15 protein-coding genes, 2 tRNA genes, 3 rRNA genes and 1 pseudogene (1 of these 21 cut by a window edge) are annotated in these 20,118 nt (G+C 59.3%); 15 read left to right on the top strand and 6 right to left on the bottom strand.

Annotation, left to right across the window (positions count from 1 at the left end):
* The 5 genes and pseudogenes from BFC21_RS17830 to BFC21_RS27855 all read left to right on the top strand — a co-directional run.
* Window positions 1-412: ribosomal RNA gene (locus tag BFC21_RS17830) — 23S ribosomal RNA — on the top strand; it begins 2,482 nt to the left of the window's first position.
* Window positions 413-558: 146 nt separating this feature from the next.
* Window positions 559-674: ribosomal RNA gene (gene rrf, locus BFC21_RS17825) — 5S ribosomal RNA — on the top strand.
* Window positions 675-779: 105 nt separating this feature from the next.
* Window positions 780-895 (top strand): 5S ribosomal RNA (rrf, locus tag BFC21_RS17820).
* Between the two features lie 273 nt (window positions 896-1,168).
* Window positions 1,169-2,194: pseudogene (locus BFC21_RS27860) on the top strand (cache domain-containing protein); the annotation flags it as partial.
* A gap of 69 nt (window positions 2,195-2,263) precedes the next feature.
* Window positions 2,264-3,049 carry a methyl-accepting chemotaxis protein gene (locus tag BFC21_RS27855; protein ID WP_369782720.1) on the top strand — a complete coding sequence of 262 codons (786 nt, stop codon included), beginning with the start codon at window positions 2,264-2,266 and terminating at the stop codon, window positions 3,047-3,049.
* Window positions 3,050-3,097: 48 nt separating this feature from the next.
* Here BFC21_RS27855 and BFC21_RS17810 read toward each other — a convergent pair whose 3' ends face one another.
* Window positions 3,098-3,796: a GntR family transcriptional regulator gene (locus tag BFC21_RS17810; protein WP_095004417.1), complete on the bottom strand. Its 699-nt coding sequence runs from the start codon at window positions 3,794-3,796 to the stop codon at window positions 3,098-3,100.
* A 247-nt stretch (window positions 3,797-4,043) separates the two neighbouring features.
* Here BFC21_RS17810 and BFC21_RS17805 point away from each other — a divergent pair, with 247 nt between their 5' ends.
* The 9 genes from BFC21_RS17805 to BFC21_RS17765 all read left to right on the top strand — a co-directional run bounded on the left by BFC21_RS17805 (window position 4,044) and on the right by BFC21_RS17765 (window position 13,425).
* On the top strand, window positions 4,044-5,660 hold the full coding sequence (locus BFC21_RS17805; RefSeq protein WP_095004416.1) for a glycosyltransferase family 39 protein: 1,617 nt from the start codon (window positions 4,044-4,046) through the stop codon (window positions 5,658-5,660).
* Complete coding sequence (locus BFC21_RS17800; protein WP_016782968.1) at window positions 5,641-5,898, top strand: DUF2789 domain-containing protein; 258 nt, start codon at window positions 5,641-5,643, stop codon at window positions 5,896-5,898. Before BFC21_RS17805 ends, BFC21_RS17800 begins: the two co-directional genes overlap by 20 nt.
* A gap of 100 nt (window positions 5,899-5,998) precedes the next feature.
* On the top strand, window positions 5,999-6,430 hold the full coding sequence (locus tag BFC21_RS17795) for a MarR family winged helix-turn-helix transcriptional regulator (RefSeq protein ID WP_016782970.1): 432 nt from the start codon (window positions 5,999-6,001) through the stop codon (window positions 6,428-6,430).
* On the top strand, window positions 6,427-8,517 hold the full coding sequence (locus BFC21_RS17790; RefSeq protein ID WP_095004414.1) for an FUSC family protein: 2,091 nt from the start codon (window positions 6,427-6,429) through the stop codon (window positions 8,515-8,517). Before BFC21_RS17795 ends, BFC21_RS17790 begins: the two co-directional genes overlap by 4 nt.
* The gene (locus BFC21_RS17785) at window positions 8,514-8,723 is read left to right on the top strand and encodes a DUF1656 domain-containing protein (protein WP_016782973.1); all 210 of its coding nucleotides are present in this window, start codon (window positions 8,514-8,516) and stop codon (window positions 8,721-8,723) included. Before BFC21_RS17790 ends, BFC21_RS17785 begins: the two co-directional genes overlap by 4 nt.
* A complete protein-coding gene (locus BFC21_RS17780; protein ID WP_088378536.1) occupies window positions 8,720-9,622 on the top strand; it encodes an HlyD family secretion protein in 903 nt (300 codons plus the stop codon). The genes BFC21_RS17785 and BFC21_RS17780 overlap by 4 nt, the downstream gene beginning before the upstream one ends.
* Window positions 9,619-11,064: an efflux transporter outer membrane subunit gene (locus BFC21_RS17775; protein ID WP_088378535.1), complete on the top strand. Its 1,446-nt coding sequence runs from the start codon at window positions 9,619-9,621 to the stop codon at window positions 11,062-11,064. Before BFC21_RS17780 ends, BFC21_RS17775 begins: the two co-directional genes overlap by 4 nt.
* A 106-nt stretch (window positions 11,065-11,170) precedes the next feature.
* Window positions 11,171-11,815, top strand: coding sequence for a hypothetical protein (locus BFC21_RS17770; protein ID WP_029611664.1), 645 nt, complete (start codon window positions 11,171-11,173; stop codon window positions 11,813-11,815).
* 128 nt (window positions 11,816-11,943) lie between these two features.
* Entirely contained in the window at window positions 11,944-13,425 is a 1,482-nt protein-coding gene (locus tag BFC21_RS17765) for a YdgA family protein (protein ID WP_088378534.1), read from the top strand.
* 133 nt (window positions 13,426-13,558) lie between these two features.
* Here BFC21_RS17765 and BFC21_RS17760 read toward each other — a convergent pair whose 3' ends face one another.
* From BFC21_RS17760 to BFC21_RS17740, 5 genes are all read right to left on the bottom strand, one after another.
* On the bottom strand, window positions 13,559-16,012 hold the full coding sequence (locus BFC21_RS17760) for a TonB-dependent receptor (RefSeq protein ID WP_232462675.1): 2,454 nt from the start codon (window positions 16,010-16,012) through the stop codon (window positions 13,559-13,561).
* Window positions 16,013-16,126: 114 nt separating this feature from the next.
* Window positions 16,127-17,071 carry a FecR family protein gene (locus tag BFC21_RS17755; RefSeq protein WP_120266409.1) on the bottom strand — a complete coding sequence of 315 codons (945 nt, stop codon included), beginning with the start codon at window positions 17,069-17,071 and terminating at the stop codon, window positions 16,127-16,129.
* Entirely contained in the window at window positions 17,064-17,582 is a 519-nt protein-coding gene (locus BFC21_RS17750) for an RNA polymerase sigma factor (protein WP_029611667.1), read from the bottom strand. Before BFC21_RS17750 ends, BFC21_RS17755 begins: the two co-directional genes overlap by 8 nt.
* Before the next feature lie 296 nt (window positions 17,583-17,878).
* Window positions 17,879-17,969: transfer RNA gene (locus tag BFC21_RS17745), tRNA-Ser, on the bottom strand.
* Window positions 17,970-18,155: 186 nt separating this feature from the next.
* Window positions 18,156-18,232 (bottom strand) — tRNA-Arg (locus BFC21_RS17740).
* Window positions 18,233-18,578: 346 nt separating this feature from the next.
* Here BFC21_RS17740 and gabD point away from each other — a divergent pair.
* Window positions 18,579-20,021 carry an NADP-dependent succinate-semialdehyde dehydrogenase gene (gabD, locus tag BFC21_RS17735; RefSeq protein WP_016782989.1) on the top strand — a complete coding sequence of 481 codons (1,443 nt, stop codon included), beginning with the start codon at window positions 18,579-18,581 and terminating at the stop codon, window positions 20,019-20,021.
* The last annotated feature ends 97 nt before the right edge of the window (window positions 20,022-20,118 follow it).

Raw genomic sequence — 20,118 nt, 5'->3', positions numbered from 1 at the left:
TGGCACCTCGATGTCGGCTCATCACATCCTGGGGCTGAAGCCGGTCCCAAGGGTATGGCTGTTCGCCATTTAAAGTGGTACGCGAGCTGGGTTTAGAACGTCGTGAGACAGTTCGGTCCCTATCTGCCGTGGACGTTTGAGATTTGAGAGGGGCTGCTCCTAGTACGAGAGGACCGGAGTGGACGAACCTCTGGTGTTCCGGTTGTCACGCCAGTGGCATTGCCGGGTAGCTATGTTCGGGAAAGATAACCGCTGAAAGCATCTAAGCGGGAAACTTGCCTCAAGATGAGATCTCACTGGAACCTTGAGTTCCCTAAAGGGCCGTCGAAGACTACGACGTTGATAGGTTGGGTGTGTAAGCGCTGTGAGGCGTTGAGCTAACCAATACTAATTGCCCGTGAGGCTTGACCATATAACACCCAAGCAATTTGCTTAGAAGCGAATTGCGGTGTGTGAAGACGATACAAACCGAAAGTTTGCGGTTCACAAAACACCAACTATTACATACCCATTCGCTGGAGCGTGCGCCGTAAGGCAAACGACCTGGCTACCGAATTTCTTGACGACCATAGAGCATTGGAACCACCTGATCCCATCCCGAACTCAGTAGTGAAACGATGCATCGCCGATGGTAGTGTGGGGTTTCCCCATGTGAGAGTAGGTCATCGTCAAGATTAAATTCCAAAATCCCTGTCTGCTCGCGCAGACGGGGATTTTGTTTTTATAGAAGTCCCAAGTTTTCGCAGGCACGTTTTGATAACGGATCTGCCACAGAATTTCTTGACGACCATAGAGCATTGGAACCACCTGATCCCATCCCGAACTCAGTAGTGAAACGATGCATCGCCGATGGTAGTGTGGGGTTTCCCCATGTGAGAGTAGGTCATCGTCAAGATTGAATTCCGAAACCCCTGTCTGCTCACGCAGACAGGGGTTTTGTTTTTGCGGGCCGTAAATCCCCTGCGCCCCACCATTCTCCTGCCCCTCCCCAGCACGATGCCAAGAGCCATCCCTGCGCTTTCGTCGGATTAAACATATTTCAACTAAACGCGGCTAAGTATTGCGCGACTGGTGCCGACAGACTGTTGAGCAATGCGTGTGAGCAGAGCCGTGAAAAGGCTGTACATCACATACGCATCCCACCTTTTGGCATAAGAAGTCCCATGCTATGAATCTCAAGTTCAGCCATAAAATCCTTCTGGCCGCTTCAGGCGTCGTGGTTCTGGCGTTTGCGTTATTCACCTTGTACAACGACTACCTGCAGCGCGACACGATCAAGCAAAACATCGAGTCCTCGGTGCAGCAGGCTGGCAATCTAACAGCCAGCAGCGTGCAGAACTGGCTCGGTGGTCGCATTCTGGTACTGGAGAGCCTGGCCCAGAACGTTGCACATCAGGGCAATCAGGCCGATCTGCCAGGCCTGGTGGATCAACCGGCGTTCACCTCCAATTTCCAGTTCACCTACGTTGGGCAGGCCAATGGCGTGTTTACCCAGCGCCCTGACGCGACCATGCCAGCAGGCTACGACCCCCGCGAGCGGCCTTGGTACAAGCAAGCGGTCAACGCCGGCCAGACCATGCTGACACCGCCCTATAAGGCAGCGGTGGGTGGCTTGATTGTGACTATCGCCATGCCCGTCAAAAAAAACGGGGAGTTGTTGGGTGTGGTGGGTGGTGATCTGAGCCTGGACAGCCTGGTCAAGATCATTAACTCGGTGGATTCCGGTGGTCTGGGTTACGCCTTTCTGGTGAGCAGCGATGGTCAGGTCATCGTCAGCCCGGACAAGGACCAGGTGATGAAGAACCTTAAGGACATTTACCCGTCCAGCGCTCTGCATATTGAGAAGGGTATTCAGCAAGTGACGCTCAATGGCCAGGAGAGGATCATGTCCTTTACTCCGGTCACGGGCTTGCCTTCTGCAGACTGGTATATCGGCCAGTCGATCGACAAGGAAAAGGCTTATGCCCCTCTGTCGAAATTCCGTACCTCTGCGTTGATTGCGATGTTTATTGCGGTGGCCGCGATCGCCCTGCTGCTGAGCATGCTGATTCGTGTATTGATGCGCCCCCTGACAACGATGGGCCGTGCAATGCAGGATATTGCTCAGGGTGAAGGCGACCTGACACGCCGGCTGGTGATCGAGCACAAGGATGAATTTGGCGAGCTGGCCAGTTCATTCAACCAGTTTGTGGAACGTATTCACGCATCCATCAGCGAAGTGTCATCGGCCACTCGCCAGGTTCACGACTTGTCCCAGCGGGTGATGGCATCGTCCAACGCTTCCATTATTGGTTCGGACGAGCAGAGTGCGCGCACCAACAGCGTGGCGGCGGCTATCAACGAGCTGGGGGCGGCTACTCAGGAAATCGCCCGCAATGCCGCCGACGCTTCGCAGCATGCCAGTGGTGCCAGTGAGCAGGCTGATGATGGTCGCAAGGTGGTTGAGCAGACGATTGAGGCCATGACCGAGCTTTCGCAGAAGATCAGCCTGTCGTGTGAGCAGATCGAAACCCTGAATGCCAGCACCGATAATATTGGCCACATCCTGGATGTGATCAAAGGCATCTCTCAGCAGACCAACCTGCTGGCCCTCAACGCAGCTATTGAGGCCGCGCGTGCGGGTGAAGCGGGCCGTGGCTTTGCCGTGGTGGCGGATGAGGTGCGCAACCTCGCCCATCGCACTCAGGAGTCGGCTGAGGAGATCCACAAAATGATTACCTCGCTGCAAGTAGGCTCCCGCGAAGCGGTCAGCACCATGAATGCGAGCCAGGTGTCCAGCGAGGAAAGTGTCGAGGTGGCGAATCAGGCGGGTGCCCGTTTGATCAGCGTGACCCAGCGTATCGAAGAAATCGACGGTATGAACCAGTCGGTTGCAGCTGCTACCGAAGAACAAACCGCCGTGGTTGAAACCCTTAATGTGGATATCAACCAGATCAACCTCCTTAACCAGCAAGGTGTGGTCAACCTCAACGAAACCCTTAAAGACTGCGATGCGCTGTCGCAACAAGCCAGTCGCCTCAAGCAATTGGTCGACAGCTTCAAGATTTGAGGCTCGAAAGGCTGTAACGAGTTATCCACAGGCCTGGCGTTTAAAACGTCAGGCCTGTTTTGCTTTCAGGGTATCCAGATAATAGGTAATAGCCTTTACCCCGCGCTGTAGATGCAATTGCAGCTCTGCAATACAGGCTTCGACATCGTTGGCCCGGGCATGGCGCAGTAAGGCCCGGTGATCGTCCTGGCACAGCTTGCCCAAGTTCATCTGCTTGAGGTTAAAGCGCAGGAAGCGCTCCTCTTCAATAAGCCCTGCTTCAATCAATACCAGCAGCTTTTTATTAGGCGCCTTGCAGTAAAGTGCCTGATGAAACTGGCGGTTGAGTGTGCCGATTTTTTCGAAATCGGTCTCGATTTCGAGTGCCTCGATAAAGTCCCCGGCGGCCTTGAGTTCCTTATCGCTCAGCAGGGGCACGGACAAACGCAGTGCCTGGGCCTCCAGCAAAAAACGCAGCTCGTAGGTTTCCAGCGAGTTGTCTTCGATCAGGGGGGCAACCACTGCGCCCTTGTATTGCACAACCTGCAGCAGACCTTGAGCCTCCAGTTGGCGCAGCGCCTCGCGTACAGGCATGCGGCTGACACCAAACAACTGTGCCAATGCTTCCTGACGAATGGCTGTACCGCAAGGCAAGCGGCCATCAAGGATGGCGTTACGCAGCGTCTCTTCGATCACTGACCGTGCCAAATGGGCGGGTATGGGGTCAGATACAACTATGCTGTTTAGAGGGTTATTTTTGACGGCCACGTTGTAACTACCTACGCCGAAAGATCAGCACGCTTGTTTGGATCCAATTCAAGTTAGGTACTGACCCAATCCCTGTCAAACCTTGTTGCCTATAGTTTAACGTGACTGTGAGATAAGAGATTGCACCGTGCCACTATCTTTCTTGATCAAGGTTCACCACCACGCTCCCTTTTACCAGGAGCTGTGCCCTACAATCGCCGGACTCAGTGCTGCCCACGTCGCAGCGCCAATGCACAGCAGGTGAAGGATGGGCGTACTCAGCAATAACGATATGGGTGAACTGCGGCTGCAACTGCCTGAATCGTCCCATAACGCACTGACTCACCTGGTCCGCCAGCCGTGGCTGTGGTGTATTTTGCTGTTGGCTGCGGGGGTACGGTTTTACGGCTTCACGGCCTCTGCGATCTGGTGCGACGAAGGTTCGAGCCTGATGCTGAGCGCCTACCCGCTGGCCGAAATCTGGTCACATGCGTCCCATGATGTTCACCCACCGTTGTACTTCATGCTGTTGCACGGGTGGATGGCGATGTTCGGTGACAGCCTTGCCTCGATTCGTTCCCTGAGTGTGTTGCCCGGTATTGTGACGGTCATGTTGGGTATGTGGCTTGTGCGGTTGGTCGCCACGCAAAGGGCGGCGTTGCTGGCGGGTTTGCTGCTGGCGTTATTGCCCACCGCCGTGCGCTACAGCCAGGAAGTGAGGATGTATGCGTTGCTGGGGGTATGGCTGATCGCCGCCACGATTGCCCTGGTGTACTGGATCAAGACACCGCACTCATACCGTTATCCGCTCATTTATACCCTGCTGATGGCCGCGGCCTTCTACACCCACTATTTCACCGCATTCTGTGTGATCGCCCATTGGCTGTACCTGTTGCTTTGTGGCCGCGCTACCCGGTGGCTGATCAAGCGTCCTGCCTGGTGGCTGGCCAACGTCGCCATTGTGCTGTTGTTCCTGCCCTGGCTACCGGGGCTGGTGGATTTGCTGCAGCACATGGATGAACTCAAGAGTGGCGGTGATGTGGGTTGGGAGCCCGCTGTGGATGCCCGCTCCTTGCCGGCCATGCTGTGGCAGTTATTGACTCAGGATGAGGGTGATAACCTGCCTTGGCCGGTGTTCTGGCTGTCACCACTGGCGCTGCTGGGCAGCATGGTATGGATGGCGCTGCGTGATGCGACGCCACACAAGTTCACCAGCCTGATCGTGATTTACACCCTGTTGCCGATTCTGGCGATTTACGCGGTGTCTTTTGCTTCGCCGCTGTTTATCGAGCGCTATGTGATGTTTGCCGCCCTGGGTTTGCCGCTGCTGGTAGCCATTGCGGTGGACCGTCTGCTTACGCACAAGCGGGCGCTGGCCATCGCCATCCTGGTCTTGTTTATCGGCACCGAGGCCGTGGGGCTGCGCAGTAATTTCAGTAGCGATGCCGATCATTTCGATCGTCTGGTCGAGCATGTGAACCAGCAGTTCAAGCCCGGTGACCGGATTGTGGTCAGTGACCTGTTCTGGTACTTCAGCTTCGTTTACTACAACAAGACCGGATTCGAGCCCATGCTCTATACGCCGCCTCTGGAGGATGGTACATCCGGGCGCCCGAATGATTATGGGTTTGGCACGTTAGTGAATGCCCACGGTCAAACAATCTATGTCGACCGCTTGAGCGACCTGCCGCCCGGCCCGGGCCGCGTCTGGCTGATCAGCAGCAAAGTGCAGCCGGACGATTTCAGCGCAATTCCCGTGGCCTGGCACAAAGCACAGGACGTGGCCGTCGATGACACGCAGGCTCGTCTATATTTGACCTGCCCCGGTGCCGAATGCGGCGCTGAACCTGAATGGAGTCAACTCGATGCAAAAGCCCACCCATAGCCTGCCATCCTTGTTCAAACAACTGGGCCTGCCGTCCAGCCCGGAAGATATCGAAAAATTTGTCACCACCCATTCGCCACTCAAGCCTGATCTCAAGCTTGAAGATGCTTTTTTCTGGACGCCCGCCCAAGCGGCTTTTTTGCGCGAAGAGCATCTTGAAGACGCTGACTGGGCAGAAGTCGTCGACCAGTTGAACCTGATGCTGCGGCAAAAACCGATCGCAGGTAAGCAGAAATAAATAGCAACACTTGACTGTGATCCTCTGGCCGAGCAATATTAATAGTTAGCAAACTAACTTTATGTGACGCCCCTTGCCTGACACTCTTGATCCACTGCAAATGAGCATCAGCACCGGCATGGTGGTTGCGACTCGCCATTGGCGTCGTGTCTGCCAGGCTACGCTGGTCAACTACGGTATTTCCGAAGCCTGCGCCATGCCGCTGCTGATTATCGGCCGCCTGGGTGAGGGTGTGCGGCAAGTCACTGTGGCCCATGCTGCCGGGATGGAAAGCCCGTCGCTGGTGCGCTTGCTCGATCAACTGTGCAAGGCCGGCTATGTGCGCCGCTGTGAAGATGCCAGTGACCGACGCGCCAAAACCCTGAGCCTGACTGACACCGGGCGTGCTCTGGTGCAATCGATTGAGGCCCAGCTTGTACAACTGAGAAGGGCCGCTCTGGCCGATATCCCGGTGGCTGACCAGGAAGCGGCATTGCGTGTGATCAAAGCCTTTGAAGCGGCCGGACAACTGCCTGACGGAGCGGCCTCTTGAACGGTTTTTTCAGCAGCATGCCGCCTGCGCGTGACTGGTTCTACGGGGTGCGCACCTTCGCCGCATCGATGATCGCGCTGTATATCGCCCTGCTGATGGAAATGCCCCGTCCTTACTGGGCAATGGCCACGGTCTATATCGTCTCCAGCCCCTTTGTCGGACCTACCAGTTCCAAGGCCGTGTACCGTGCCCTGGGTACGCTGATAGGGGCGGCAGCGGCAGTGTTTTTTGTACCGCTGTTTGTCCAGACCCCCTTTTTACTGGTGCTAGTGATCGCCCTGTGGACCGGTATTTTGCTGTTTCTGTCGCTGCACCTGCGCACCGCCAACAGTTATGTGTTCATGCTGGCCGGGTACACCATGCCCATGATCGCCTTGCCGATTGTGGATAACCCGCTGAATGTCTTTGATATCGCAGTGTCGCGTACCGAGGAAATCATGCTCGGCATCGTCTGCGCCGCCGTGGTCGGCAGCATGTTCTGGCCCCGGCGCCTGACCCCGGTGTTTATTGACGCGGCCGCCAAGTGGTTTGCCGATGCGAGCAATTACAGCAAGCACTACCTGGCCCGCGATATTGAGCCGAGCAAGGTCAGCGGCCTGCGTTCATCGATGGTCACCACGTTCAACAGCCTTGAAATGATGATTGGCCAGTTGCCCCATGAAGGCGCGCACCCGCAGACCGTGCGCAATACCAAGGAGCTGCGCGGGCGCATGATCCACCTGCTGCCGGTGGTCGATGCCCTGGATGATGCGCTCTTTGCCCTGGAACGCCGCGCCCCGGAGCTGCTGGACAAGGTCACACCGTTGCTTGATCACGCCAGGGCCTGGCTTGAAAACACCCGCGATGGCGCCCCGGTCCAGCAGTGGCAAGCCTTGCGCCATGAACTCGAAGCATTGCAGCCCAGCGCCGCCGCCCTGGATGATCGCCGCCAACTGGTGCTTTCCAACGTGCTGTACCGGCTGGGTGAATGGATCGACCTGTGGCAAGACTGCCGCAGCCTGCAGGAAGCCATCTCGACCGGTAACCGTGAGGTCTGGCGTGCGGTCTACCGGCATTGGCGCCTGGGCCGGCTGACGCCGTTTCTCGATCGCGGGCTGATGCTTTATTCGGCGTTCTCAACCGTCACCGCAATTGTCGTCGCCTCGGTGCTGTGGATCCTGCTCGGCTGGACCGATGGCGCCAGTGCGGTGATTCTGGCCGCCGTGGCTTGTAGCTTCTTTGCCGCAATGGATGACCCGGCGCCGCAGATCTACCGGTTCTTTTTCTGGACTTCGCTGTCGGTGCTGTTCGCCAGCTTGTATCTGTTTGTGATCCTGCCCAACCTGCACGACTTTCCGATGCTGGTGCTGGCGTTTGCGGTGCCGTTTATCTGCGTCGGTACCCTGACCGTACAGCCGCGCTTTTATCTGGGCACCTTGCTGACCATCGTCAACACCGCCTCGTTTATCAGCATCCAGGGCGCTTACGACGCGGACTTCATGGTATTTATGAACGCCAACCTGGCAGGGCCTGTCGGCCTGCTGTTTGCCTTCGTCTGGACCCTGATCGCACGCCCGTTCGGTGCCGAACTGGCGGCCAAGCGCCTGACCCGTTTCAGCTGGCGTGACATTGTCAGCCTGACCCAGCCCGCCACCCTGGCCGAGCACCGGCAGATGGGCGCGCAAATGCTCGACCGCCTGATGCAGCACTTGCCGCGCCTGGCCCTGACCGGGCAGGACACGGGCAGCGCCCTGCGTGACTTGCGGGTGGCGCTCAACCTGCTCGACCTGCTGGCTTATGCGCCCAGGGTCACGGGTGGGCCGCAACTGTTACTGCGCCAGGTGGTCAGTGATGTGGGCGACTACTTTTGTGCCTGTCTCAAGGCGGGTGAGCGCCTGCCAATGCCAATGGGCCTGCAGATGACGATGGACCGCACCCGTCGCGCCCTCAACGCCAATGACCTGCAAGACGAAGGCGAGGCCCGGGTGCACCTGCTGCACGCCCTCAGCGGCCTGCGCCTGGCCCTGCTGCCGGGCGTTGAATTTATTGTCGATAACGACGACCTGCCACATCCCCGGGTCCAGGGTATTGATGGAGCGCCGCTATGATTGGTGACGTAGATATCAGCGGGGTATTCCTGCCCACGCTTCTGGTATTGATGGGCATTACCTATTTGTTGTTCCTGGTGGTTCACGGGTTACTCACCCGCGTGCACTTTTACCGTCTGGTCTGGCACCGGGCTTTGTTCAACGTCGGTCTCTACGCTCTGTTACTCGGCGTTGTGGATTCGTTCAGTCGATATCTGATGACATGAAAAAACCTTTATTGACCCTGGGCCGTGTCGTTCTCACCTTGCTGGTGGTGACGTTTGCCTGCGTCGTGGTCTGGCGCATGACCATGTACTACATGTTTGCTCCCTGGACCCGTGACGCCCATATCCGCGCCGACATTGTGCAAATCGCCCCCGACGTGTCGGGCCTGATCAAGCAGGTGGATGTGCGTGACAACCAGCCCGTCAGCCGTGATCAGGTGCTGTTTGTGATTGACCAGGAACGCTTCAAGCTGGCGCTGCGTCAGGCCGAGGCCACCGTGGCCGACCGCAAGGAGACCCTGGCCCAGGCCCAGCGTGAAAGCCGCCGTAACAAGGGCCTGGGCAACCTGGTCGCCCGCGAGCTGCTTGAAGAAAGCCAGTCCCGTGAAATGCGTGCCCAGGCCGCACTGATTGAGGCCCAAGTGGCCGTGGACAGCGCCCAGCTCAATCTGGACCGCACCGTGGTGCGCAGCCCGGTGGATGGCTACGTCAACGACCGGGCCCCCCGGGTTAATGAGTTCGTCACCGCAGGGCGGCCGGTGTTGTCGATTGTCGACAGCAGCTCGTTCCACATCGACGGTTATTTTGAAGAAACCAAACTCGATGGCATCCATGTCGGCCAGAGCGTCGATATCCGCGTGATTGGCGACAATGCGCGCCTGCGCGGGCATGTGGAAAGCATCGTGGCGGGCATCGAAGACCGTGATCGCACCAGCGGCCAGAACCTGCTGCCCAACGTTAACCCGGCGTTCAGCTGGGTACGGCTGGCGCAGCGGATTCCGGTGCGCATCGTGTTTGACGACGTGCCTGAAGACTTTCGCATGATCGCCGGGCGCACCGCGACCGTGTCCATAATCGAAGACTCGGCCAAGGCCCAGCCCACCCCGGAGCGCACGCAATGAAAGCCGTTCGCCTGGCAGCCGTAGGGCTGGGTCTGCTGTTGTCGGGCTGCCAGTTGCTGGGCCCTGATTACCAGTTGCCCAAGGACGCTGCGATGCAGCGCCCCGACCTGCAGGGCCAACTGGCGGGCGAGGGCGCCAACGTGGTGTCGGCCCCGGTCCCCGATGACTGGTGGAAGCTCTATCAAGACCCCAAGCTCAACGAACTGGTGCGCCAGGCGCTGGCCTCCAACACTGATTTGCGGGTCGCTGCGGCGAACCTGTCGCGGGCCCGGGCCCAGGTGGAGCAGGCGCAATCGGCCGGTGGCTGGAGCGGCTCGGTCAAGGCCGGCGCCCAGCGCCTGCAGGAGTCCGGTGAAGCCTTCCTGCTGGCGGACAAGGTGCCGGTGGCCAATGTCGGTGACCTGGGCATCAGCACCTCGTACCAGTTCGACTTGTGGGGCACCTTGCAGCGCGGGATCGAAGCCGCGCAGGCCAACGCCGATGCGACCCAGGCCGCGGCGGATACGGCGCGCATCACCCTGGTAGCGGATGTGGTAAGGGCCTACACCCAAGTGTGCGCCGCCAATGAAGAGCACCATATCGCTGAAGAGTCCCTCAAGCTGCAAGCGCAAAGCACCCGCCTGACCCAGCGCCTGCGTGACGCCGGGCGCGGCGATGCAACCCAGGTCACCCGTTCTGAAACCCAGTTCAAGTCGTTGCGCGCAGAATTGCCGCGCTACGAGGCCATGCGCCAGTCCGGCCTGTTCCGCCTTTCGATGTTACTGGCCAGGCCGCTGGACCAACTCCCATCGGGTGTTGCCACCTGCGCCGAGCTGCCGCATATCGCCCAGCTGTTGCCGGTGGGTGACGGCGCAGCGCTGCTCAAGCGCCGCCCCGACGTGCGTCAGGCGGAGCGCCACCTGGCTGCCGCCACCGCCGAAATCGGCGTTGCCACAGGCTCGCTGTACCCGGACATCAGCATCGGTGCCAGCATTGGCACGGTGGGGATTATCGACAATCTGGGCACTGCTCCCACCAACCGCTGGGGCTTTGGCCCGATGTTGAGCTGGACCATTCCGACCAACGGCTCGCGGGCGCGCATCCGTGAAGCTGAGGCCGTTACCCAGGGGGCATTGGCCAAATTCGACGGTGTGGTGCTCAACGCCATCCGCGAAACCCAGACCAGCCTGGTGCAATACACCGCCTTGCTGCAGCGCCGCGATGCGTTGGCAGAGGCCGAAGAGTCGGCCAAAACGGCGGCCGACCAGACCCATCAGTTCTTCCAGGCCGGGCGCGAATCGTTCCTGGCCGACTTGCAGGCGACCCGCACCTACACCGACATGCGTGCGCAATTGTCGGCCGCCAACACCCAGGTCGCCATGAGCCAGATCGACCTGTTCCTGGCCCTGGGCGGCGGCTGGGAAAGTGGACGAACGCAAGCCCCGGCAAACGCCAAACCCTGACAGCGTTGCTATGCTCTGAATTATCGGTATCAGAACGATGGTTCAGGGCGTTTGCGGTCTGTAGCCCTCCTCATCGTGCAGACCCTGCCTGATGGGGATACTAATAATGAAAAACCCTTACGCTCCCGGTTTCTGGTGTGCAGTGGCCGCATTGGTGCTGCTCTCGGCCACCTATTTCTACGGCATCATGCTGGCGCACCAGATCGACAAGGCGTTGATCTTCCTCGACAGCGCCAGCGCGCTGATCGCCGTGATGGCCATAGCCGTGGTGGCCTGCGCCTCAGTGCAAACCCGGCAAATCAAGAAGCGCCAGATCAACCAGGGCCAGACCCGTGTGCTGATCTGGGACACCAAGGTCGCCCTGCGCCGGGTAGAGACGGTATTTGACCGCTATTTCTGGGGCAGCTACTGGCAGCCGGGCCGCACCTTCCAGGAGTTCATGGGCGAACTCACCGGCACCCCGCTGGAAAAAAGCCTCGAAGCCCTGAAAATCCAGTGCCTGAAACTCGACAAGGCGCTGCCCTCCGATGACCGCCAATGGCTCGAAACCGCGCGTGAACTTGCCGATGTGGCGGCAGCGATGGCGCGTGAGCGTTACCAGCTAGATTACTCAGACGTTTCTTTTAATTCTGTAGGAGAAACCTGCATAGACCATGATCTGGAAGTGCTGGTGTACACCTGGAGTGCCAGCCTCAAGAGTTTCGACCATCAACTCGACGAAATTGACCGGCGTTACGCCCAACCGGCATGAAGGCGGTGTGACGCAAGAGCAGCGTCAGTTCTGTTGCCGGTGTTAACCTGCTTGTACTTTTCGGCCCATGAAGGGCTTGGCAAAGACCGCTTTACTTTCAACACAACGGACATTGAACGGGTCAATTGATGAATAAACCATTAGCTGTGCTGGTAGGGATCGTTGTTGTCGCCGGGGCGCTGAACACCGCTGGCGCGTGGTACACCGGCAGCAAAATCGAGGGCGTGCTGCAGACGTCGATTGCACAGACCAACCAGGAGCTGGCCAAGCAACTGCAAGGCACGACCACTCACGGCACCCTTGAGCTGGTTTCCATTGAGCGCAACCTCTACAGCAGCACCGCGCACTATCGTCTCAAGCTGCAGGACGACAAGGCCGGCGCGGATGCACAGCCGGTGGAGTTGCTGTTTGTCGACAATATCGAGCATGGCCCGTTGCCGTGGTCGCGTATCAAGACGTTCAAGTGGATGCCGGTGATGGCGGTCAGCAATTATTCGCTGGAAAAAACCCCATTTACCGAAAAATGGTTTGCCGCCACCAAGGATCAGACCCCACTCAAAGGCCAGGTCACCCTGGGTTACGACCGCTCGATTGACGGCCATATGGAGCTGACGGCCCTGCAGACCCAGCTGGACGAGCACTCGACCTTGAGTTTCTCGGGCATGACCATGCAGGCCCAGACCGATGCCGACGGCCAGAACCTCAAGGCCAAAGGCTACATGGACCACCTCAAGCTCAATGCAATCACGATTGAGAACCCGCCGGTAACAGTCGAGCTCAATGGCCTGACCCTGGCCAGTGACCTGAAGAAAACCGACTTTGGCTTCTATCTCGGGCAGAACGTGATGGCGCTGAGTGAAGGCCAGTTGACCTATGGCGTGAAGCAATCGGTGATCAAGCTCAAGAGCTTCGAGTACGCGGACTCGGCTTCCGCCAATGGCAATTTGATGTCCGGGCGCCTGGCCTACAACGTGGGTGATGTCACCCTGGACGGTAAACCAGTGGGCAGTGCGCAAATGGTCCTGACCGCCAACAGCCTGGATATCCCGGCCATGCAGGCGCTGCTGCAGATTTATCAGAACAAGTTCCAGCCCCAGACCGACGGCACCTTGCCGCAAACCCCGCTGACCCCGGCGGAGCAAGTGCAGATGCAGCTTCAGGTGGAAAAGATACTGGCCTCCAAACCGCAGCTGGCGCTGGAGAAATTCACCATCAAGACCGCCAATGGCGAAAGCCAGCTCAGCGTTGCGATGGGCTTGGCCAAGCCGACTTCATTCGAGCAGCCGCCGGTTGAGGTCACCAAGCAGATGCTGACCGCACTGGAGGCCAAGCTGCTGCTGTCCAAGCCGATGATTGCTGACTTGTCGGCGGTGCAGGCACAACTGGTGGGCCAGACCGACCCGCAAGCCATTGCCAAGATGGCCAGCATGAACAGCGAAATGGCGGGTGTGATGGCAGTGCAGACCGGGTTGGCCAAAGTGGAGGGCAACAACATCCTGGCCTCGCTCAATTACGCGGATGGCCAGGTGGATCTCAATGGTCAGAAAATGAGCCTTGAAGACTTCATCACGGCCATGACCACCCGTTTTGGTGGTGTCGCCAGCCAGTAACTCTGCTATGCCTGCAAATCCCTGTGATCCCTGTAGTCGCTGCCGAAGGCTGCGAGGGGATTTGCAGGGCTTTCGGAAAACGGGGGCTGTCGCCCCCTTCGCAGCCTTCGGCAGCGACTACAGACCCCATCCGTCAGTACGCCAATGACCAGGTCATGGTGTAGGTGCGGCCACGGCCCTGATAGTCATACAGATACTCCGGGCCGTAGGTCGGCGAGTAGAACAGCGCCGCACGCTGGCCCCATACGGTGCTGTACTCCTTGTCCAGCAGGTTCTGGATACCGGCGCTGAAGGTACCGAATTCAGTTTCCTGGCTGCCCATCAAGTCGAACGTGGTGTAACCGCTGATCTTGTGGTCGGAATCGTCTTTAAGCGTAAAGGCATGGTTACCCTGCAAGCGCACATTGCGCCCGTCACCGTGCCAGCCCACAAACGCGGTGGACTTGGACAATGACGCATAACGAGCGTCACGCTTCATCCAGTCGCCTTGGGCGTCCTCTTCCTCTGAACGCACCAGATGCAAGGTACCGCCTGCGTCCCAGCCGTTATTGAAGTGACGGGTCAGTGCGCCTTCAAAGCCAAAATCACGGCTTTTCTTGTCAGTGACATCAATGGTGAGCGTGGCAGCGTCCGTGGTGATGACCTTGTCCGACCAGATGTAGTAAATCGCCGCCTGTGCGTCCCAATCCACATCGGCAAAACGCCAGCCGGTCTCGACCTGACGGCTCTTGATCCCGGCCAGCGGGTTGTCTTTGACGCTCAGGCCCGCCTTGCCGTAGTACTTGGCCGGGTCCGGCAAATCAAAGCCTTCGCTGTAGTTGACCCAGGTTTGATGGCCATTTTTAAAGTCGTAGATGGCACCGAGGTTGAACAGGTTGACCGCGTAATCATTGCTGCCACCGGCAATGCCCTTGAACACACCGACATCGACGTCCATTTGCTGGCGCCGCGCGCCGCCAGACAGGGTCAGGGCATCGGTAAGTTTCCAGTCAAGCTGGGCGTAGGCCGAGTGCCCATCAACCCGGTAACTTGGGTAGCGCGGGGCCTTGCTTTGGGTAACCAGGTCCAGGCCACCGCTTTCGGACGAGATGGCCGAATCGAACACGCTTTGCTCGGCGTTGAAGCGCTCGCGGTCAAGGTCCACGCCATAGGTCAGCTTCAGGCTGTCCCATTGCTTGGCAAACAACGCCTTGAGGCTGGTGACTTCGAAGTTTTGCTGCGACGCGGCGAAGTACACACCTTTGGAGCCTTGCGGCTTGCCGGCGTTGTAGTACGGGAACGGGTAGAAATTGTTGTCTTCCTTGCGGTACGAGCCCTGCAAGTAGAAGTCCTGGCCCAGCAGGTCGGCGTGGTGATAGTTGGCGTTGAACAGCAAGCGCTTGGAGCGCGGCTCCAGGTCGGTGTCGTAGCCGCTGCGGATTTCAGCGTCTTCGAGGTTGGACGGCGCCTTGTCGTGCAGGTTGGGGAAGTAAATGCCGACGCTGCCGTTATTGCCCGAATCGTAGTACTGGGCCAGCAAGTCCAGGTCCTGCACGTCATCGAGCTTGATCGCCAGGCTGCCCATCAGGTCCAGGGTGCGGTTGTATTGCAGGTCGGTCTGGGTGTTGTCGATAAACACCTGGTCGCCCTTGCCATCGTAAAAGGCTTCGTTCTGTTCGCCGGAAATCCCCAGGCGACCATAGACCCGATCCGTGCCGCCGCTGACTGATTGCGAAATGCGGCTGGAGAGGTCGTCGCTGTTGTTGAAACCGCTGGTGGCCGACAGCTCGGTCTCGAATTGTGCGGGGCCGGGCGCGCCCTTTTTAGTCACGATATTGATGATCCCGCCCGTGGCGCCACCACCGTAAAGCGCGCTGGCGCCGGACAGCACTTCGACGCGCTCGACGTTGAACGGCGAGATGCTGTCGAACTGGCGCGACAGCCCTCGGGAGCTGTTCTGGCTGACGCCGTCGATCATCACCAGCACGTTGCGCCCGCGCATGTTCTGGCCGTAGTTGCTGCGCCCTTCGGGGGCCAGGTCGAGTCCCGGCACCAGTTTGCCGATGGCTTCCTTGAGGGTGACACCGGTGTCCAGTTGCTCCTGCAACTGCACCTGGTCGACCACCCACACGGTGCCCGGGATTTCACTGATGGCGGTGCTGGTACGGGCGCCGACGCTGACTTCCAGGGCCTTGAGTTGCAGGCTCTGCGCGGGGGCTTGAGGCTTGCGCAGGATTACCGTGCGGGCATCGCTGAATTGCCAGTCCAGGCCGCTGCCTTCCAGCAGGGCGTGAAGGGCCTGCTCAAGGCTCATCTGCCCTTTGAGCCCCGGGCTGTGTAGCCCGGCCACTTCGGCAGAGGTGAACAGCAGGTGCAGATCGGCCTGGTCGGCAAATTGGGTAAGGGCCTGGTCGAGTTCCTGGGCCGGGACGTCCAGGCTGACCTGGCGGGCGCTTACAGAGGCGCCGGGGGCGGTCGCAGACGCTGTCTGGGCACTGGCGTGCAGCGTGCCGCCCAGGCTGGCCAGCAAGGTTGTGGCCACAAGTACCTGGCGCAGTCGCTGTTCGTTGAGGTGTGCGCCGCGTGGCTTTTTGACGTGCTCGACCATTGCGTGTTTGATCCTTGTCCGGGTTTTTATATCGCGAATGGGAACGGATTCGTTCCTGGTCTTACTACGACGATATGCCCGAGAGGATCTTGCAGTGGCTGTGTGAAATTATTTTCAGTGGACCCATGCCACAAACGGCAGGTAGGTGATGTTGAGGCCGTAACGCTGCTCCAGCGTGTGCAGCAGGTTCTGCGGATCATTGAGGTCGAACACGCCGCTGATCTGCATCGCGCCGAGGGTGGCATCGGGCAGCACGATGCGCCCGTATTGATAGCGCTCCAGCTCGGCCAGCACCTCCTGCAGGGGCTTGCGGTTGAAGATCAGCTTGCCGCGCTGCCAGGCAGTGAGGGCATTGGCATCGACCTGCTGGCGCTCAGCGACAGCCTGGCCTGCTTGGTACAGCGCCTGCTGGTTGGGTTGCAGCTCCAGGGTTTGCGCCTGGTGCTGCACTTGCGCCGCGCCGGAGGCGACCAGGATACGGGTCTGCCCCGCATCGCGGCGCACGCTGAAGGTCCCGTTTTTAGCCGCCACGCGGTCTTGCCCGGCCTGGACAACAAAGGGGCGGGACGGGTCATCGGCCAGCTCGAACAGGGCTTCGCCCTTGCGCAAGGTGACGCTGCGCTGAGTGCCGGTGAAGTCCACCGACAACGCCGTGGCGCTATTGAGCGTGACCCGCGTGCCATCGCTCAACAGCCATTGCTGGCGCTGACCGACGCTGGTGTGATGGGTGTCGGACCAGCTCGGCACAGAGTCCGCAGCGCCATACCCGATCACGGCCAGCACCAGCCCCGCCGCCAGCCCGCTGGCCCAGCGATAAACCCGACGGCGCGGCTTTACGCGGTGTTGCTCGGCGCTGGCGGTGAGGCCGATATCCGCCCATAGCGCTTCGGCTTCCCGGGCGGCGGATGTGTGCGCCGGGCTCAACTGTTGCCAGCGCTGGTAGTCCAGGCGCTGGCGGGCTGTGGCCGTGCCGGAATGCAGCAGCGTTTGCCAGTCGATGGCCTGATCGTCGAGATCATCAGGGGAGGGCGTAGAAAGCATCACGGCACGCTCAGGCATGGTTGTGTTTGAGCCAGTCACGGCAGTGGCGCAAGGCCTGGCCGATGTATTTTGCCACCATACTTGGCGACACGCCCAGTTCGACGGCGATCTGCGCCTGGGTCATGCCGTCGATACGGCTGAGCAACAGCGCCTGGCGGGCATTGGGCGACAGCTGTTGCAGGGCGTCGTCGAGGATGCCGATGCGCTCGGTGGCCAGCAGCAGGCCTTCGGGCGGCAGCCCGGGGTCGGCGATTTCCAGCGATGGCGGCTCGGCACTCAGGTTGCGGGTCTGGCGTTGATCCACGCGCAAGGCATCAATGGCCAGATTGCCCGCCACCTTGAAAATAAAGTGCCGGTCATTAAGTACCGTGACCGTCCTGGGGTCGATTTTCGCCAGCTTGATCCAGGTTTCCTGCGCCACATCCGCCGCCCGATGTCGGTCACGCAGGCGCCGGGTCAGGAACGACAACAAGTCGTCGTAATGCTCCTGAAAACTGGCCAGCAGGCTGGAGGGGGAAGGCGGGGTCATGGAGCATGGGCTCGGGTGTTAATGAGAAGCTGTATCATTAACGATTGCGTGCGCGGGTGCAACGGCTCTTGTGGGGGGGAGCATTGGGTTATAGCGGTGTGGGAGCGTGGCTTGCCCGCGATGGCATCAACGCGGTCTGACAGGACGACCGCGTTGCCTGAATCGCGGGCAAGCCCGCCCCCACAGGTTTCTGCAGACGCGACAAAGCACTGCGCATATGCACATCGGGTTTGATTTTGAAGGGGGGAAAACGCGGTTCCCTTGAACAAGGGAACGCATTCAGGTGCCACAAATAATGGCGGAGAACGGGGGATTCGAACCCCCGACACCCTTTTGAGGTGTACTCCCTTAGCAGGGGAGCGCCTTCGGCCACTCGGCCAGCTCTCCGCGAAACGCCGCGTATAGTAACCAGCCTTTCGTCAGTTGCCCATAGAAAATTTAACCTGATCTGCGTTTTGCCCGCAAAAGCTCAAAATACAGGCGTGCGATCGCTCACCGGTTACTCGATGAGAGGCAAAAATGCTTTGGGATACAGGGATTTGACGCGATTCCCTTGGACAAGGGAAAGAAGAATGGTGCACCAGGCGGGATTCGAACCCACGACCCCTGCCTTCGGAGGGCAGTACTCTATCCAGCTGAGCTACTGGTGCAGCGCGGCGCCATCATACTCATCTGCGTGTCAGCCGTCCATGCCGCTGATTCGTCAGGTGTTTCCTGGCGCGTTATAGGCTATTAATGGGGGCCGGGTAATAAAACGGTGAAGTCTGATGCCTTGTTCTTTTTTTCGAACAGACTATTGTCCTTTACCCCCTTTGACCCTAGGATTCGTTTGAGATTTCAAACGCTCTTGTCTGAGTGCTGAATCGCACGTCCTGTTTTTTGTGCGTCATTTAGATACTTTGGCAGTGAATGACTTCCTGACGGCAGCCTTCTACGGCGCCTTTCTACTTAAATAATTCGCTCCGCGCCTGCGCGGTGCTGTTAAGGAAAGCCCACATGCAGCTCAAAGACGCACAGTTGTTCCGCCAGCAAGCCTATATCGATGGTGCCTGGGTGGATGCCGACGGTGGCCAGACCATCAAGGTCAACAACCCGGCGACCGGTGAAATCATCGGTACCGTGCCAAAAATGGGCGCGGTGGAAACCCGTCGTGCCATTGAAGCCGCAGACAAAGCGTTGCCGGCCTGGCGTGCCCTGACCGCCAAAGAGCGTGCAACCAAGCTGCGTCGCTGGTTTGAGCTGCTGATCGAAAACCAGGACGACCTCGGCCGCCTGATGACCCTGGAGCAGGGCAAGCCGCTGACCGAGGCCAAGGGCGAAATCGTCTACGCCGCTTCGTTTATCGAGTGGTTTGCCGAAGAAGCCAAGCGCATCTACGGCGACGTGATCCCGGGCCATCAGCCGGACAAGCGCCTGATCGTGATCAAGCAGCCGATCGGCGTAACCGCTGCCATTACCCCGTGGAACTTCCCGGCGGCCATGATCACCCGCAAAGCCGGCCCGGCCCTGGCCGCCGGTTGCACCATGGTGATCAAGCCTGCTTCGCAAACCCCGTTCTCGGCCCTGGCCCTGGTTGAGCTGGCGCACCGTGCCGGCATCCCGAAAGGCGTGTTGAGCGTTGTAACCGGCAGTGCCGGCGACATCGGCGGCGAGCTGACAAGCAACCCGATCGTGCGCAAACTGTCCTTCACCGGCTCGACCGAAATCGGTCGCCAGCTGATGGCCGAATGCGCCAAGGACATCAAGAAAGTGTCGCTGGAACTGGGCGGCAACGCACCGTTCATCGTGTTCGACGACGCAGACCTGGATAAGGCCGTCGAAGGCGCCATCATCTCCAAATACCGTAACAACGGTCAGACCTGCGTATGTGCCAACCGCCTGTACATTCAGGACTCGGTCTATGATGCCTTCGCTGAAAAACTCAAAGTGGCGGTGGGCAAGCTCAAGATCGGCAACGGTCTGGATGAAGGCACCACCACTGGTCCGCTGATCGATGACAAGGCCGTGGCCAAGGTCAAGGAACACATCGCTGACGCACTGAGCAAGGGCGCGACCCTGCTGACCGGTGGCAACAGCCTGGAAGGTAGCTTCTTCGAGCCGACCATTCTGGTGAACGTACCGAAAAACGCCGCCGTGGCGAAGGAAGAAACCTTCGGCCCGCTGGCGCCACTGTTCCGCTTCAAGGACGAAGCCGAAGTGATCGCGATGGCCAACGACACCGAGTTCGGCCTGGCGTCGTACTTCTATGCCCGCGACCTGAGCCGTGTGTTCCGTGTGGCTGAAGCGCTGGAGTACGGCATGGTGGGCGTCAACACCGGCCTGATCTCCAACGAAGTCGCGCCGTTTGGCGGGATCAAGGCGTCGGGCCTGGGCCGTGAAGGCTCCAAGTACGGCATCGAAGACTACCTGGAAATCAAATATCTCTGCCTGGGTATCTAACCCGGCGGGTGGTTCAAGCAGAGGGGGCACGAGAGCGATGCTTCCCCTGCGTTTCAAACTGTTAATTTTTGTGGCCGGGAGCGCCATGCCAGTCGAT

The organism is Pseudomonas sp. TMW 2.1634 (assembly GCF_001703595.1).
Classification (GTDB): domain Bacteria; phylum Pseudomonadota; class Gammaproteobacteria; order Pseudomonadales; family Pseudomonadaceae; genus Aquipseudomonas; species Aquipseudomonas fragi.
Note: the sequence above shows the minus strand (reverse complement) of the source record. Positions and strands in the feature narration are given on the sequence as shown.

What these genes read in the sequence shown, in the direction of transcription:
- BFC21_RS17775 (WP_088378535.1), top strand. Translation starts at nt 9,619, where the DNA reads ATGAAAGCCGTTCGCCTGGCAGCCGTAGGGCTGGGTCTGCTGTTGTCG.
- BFC21_RS17800 (WP_016782968.1), top strand. Translation starts at nt 5,641, where the DNA reads ATGCAAAAGCCCACCCATAGCCTGCCATCCTTGTTCAAACAACTGGGC.
- BFC21_RS17785 (WP_016782973.1), top strand. Translation starts at nt 8,514, where the DNA reads ATGATTGGTGACGTAGATATCAGCGGGGTATTCCTGCCCACGCTTCTG.
- BFC21_RS17760 (WP_232462675.1), bottom strand. Translation starts at nt 16,012, where the DNA reads ATGGTCGAGCACGTCAAAAAGCCACGCGGCGCACACCTCAACGAACAG.
- BFC21_RS17795 (WP_016782970.1), top strand. Translation starts at nt 5,999, where the DNA reads ATGAGCATCAGCACCGGCATGGTGGTTGCGACTCGCCATTGGCGTCGT.
- BFC21_RS17805 (WP_095004416.1), top strand. Translation starts at nt 4,044, where the DNA reads ATGGGCGTACTCAGCAATAACGATATGGGTGAACTGCGGCTGCAACTG.
- BFC21_RS17780 (WP_088378536.1), top strand. Translation starts at nt 8,720, where the DNA reads ATGAAAAAACCTTTATTGACCCTGGGCCGTGTCGTTCTCACCTTGCTG.
- BFC21_RS17750 (WP_029611667.1), bottom strand. Translation starts at nt 17,582, where the DNA reads ATGACCCCGCCTTCCCCCTCCAGCCTGCTGGCCAGTTTTCAGGAGCAT.
- BFC21_RS17765 (WP_088378534.1), top strand. Translation starts at nt 11,944, where the DNA reads ATGAATAAACCATTAGCTGTGCTGGTAGGGATCGTTGTTGTCGCCGGG.
- gabD (WP_016782989.1), top strand. Translation starts at nt 18,579, where the DNA reads ATGCAGCTCAAAGACGCACAGTTGTTCCGCCAGCAAGCCTATATCGAT.
- BFC21_RS17755 (WP_120266409.1), bottom strand. Translation starts at nt 17,071, where the DNA reads ATGCCTGAGCGTGCCGTGATGCTTTCTACGCCCTCCCCTGATGATCTC.
- BFC21_RS27855 (WP_369782720.1), top strand. Translation starts at nt 2,264, where the DNA reads ATGGCATCGTCCAACGCTTCCATTATTGGTTCGGACGAGCAGAGTGCG.
- BFC21_RS17770 (WP_029611664.1), top strand. Translation starts at nt 11,171, where the DNA reads ATGAAAAACCCTTACGCTCCCGGTTTCTGGTGTGCAGTGGCCGCATTG.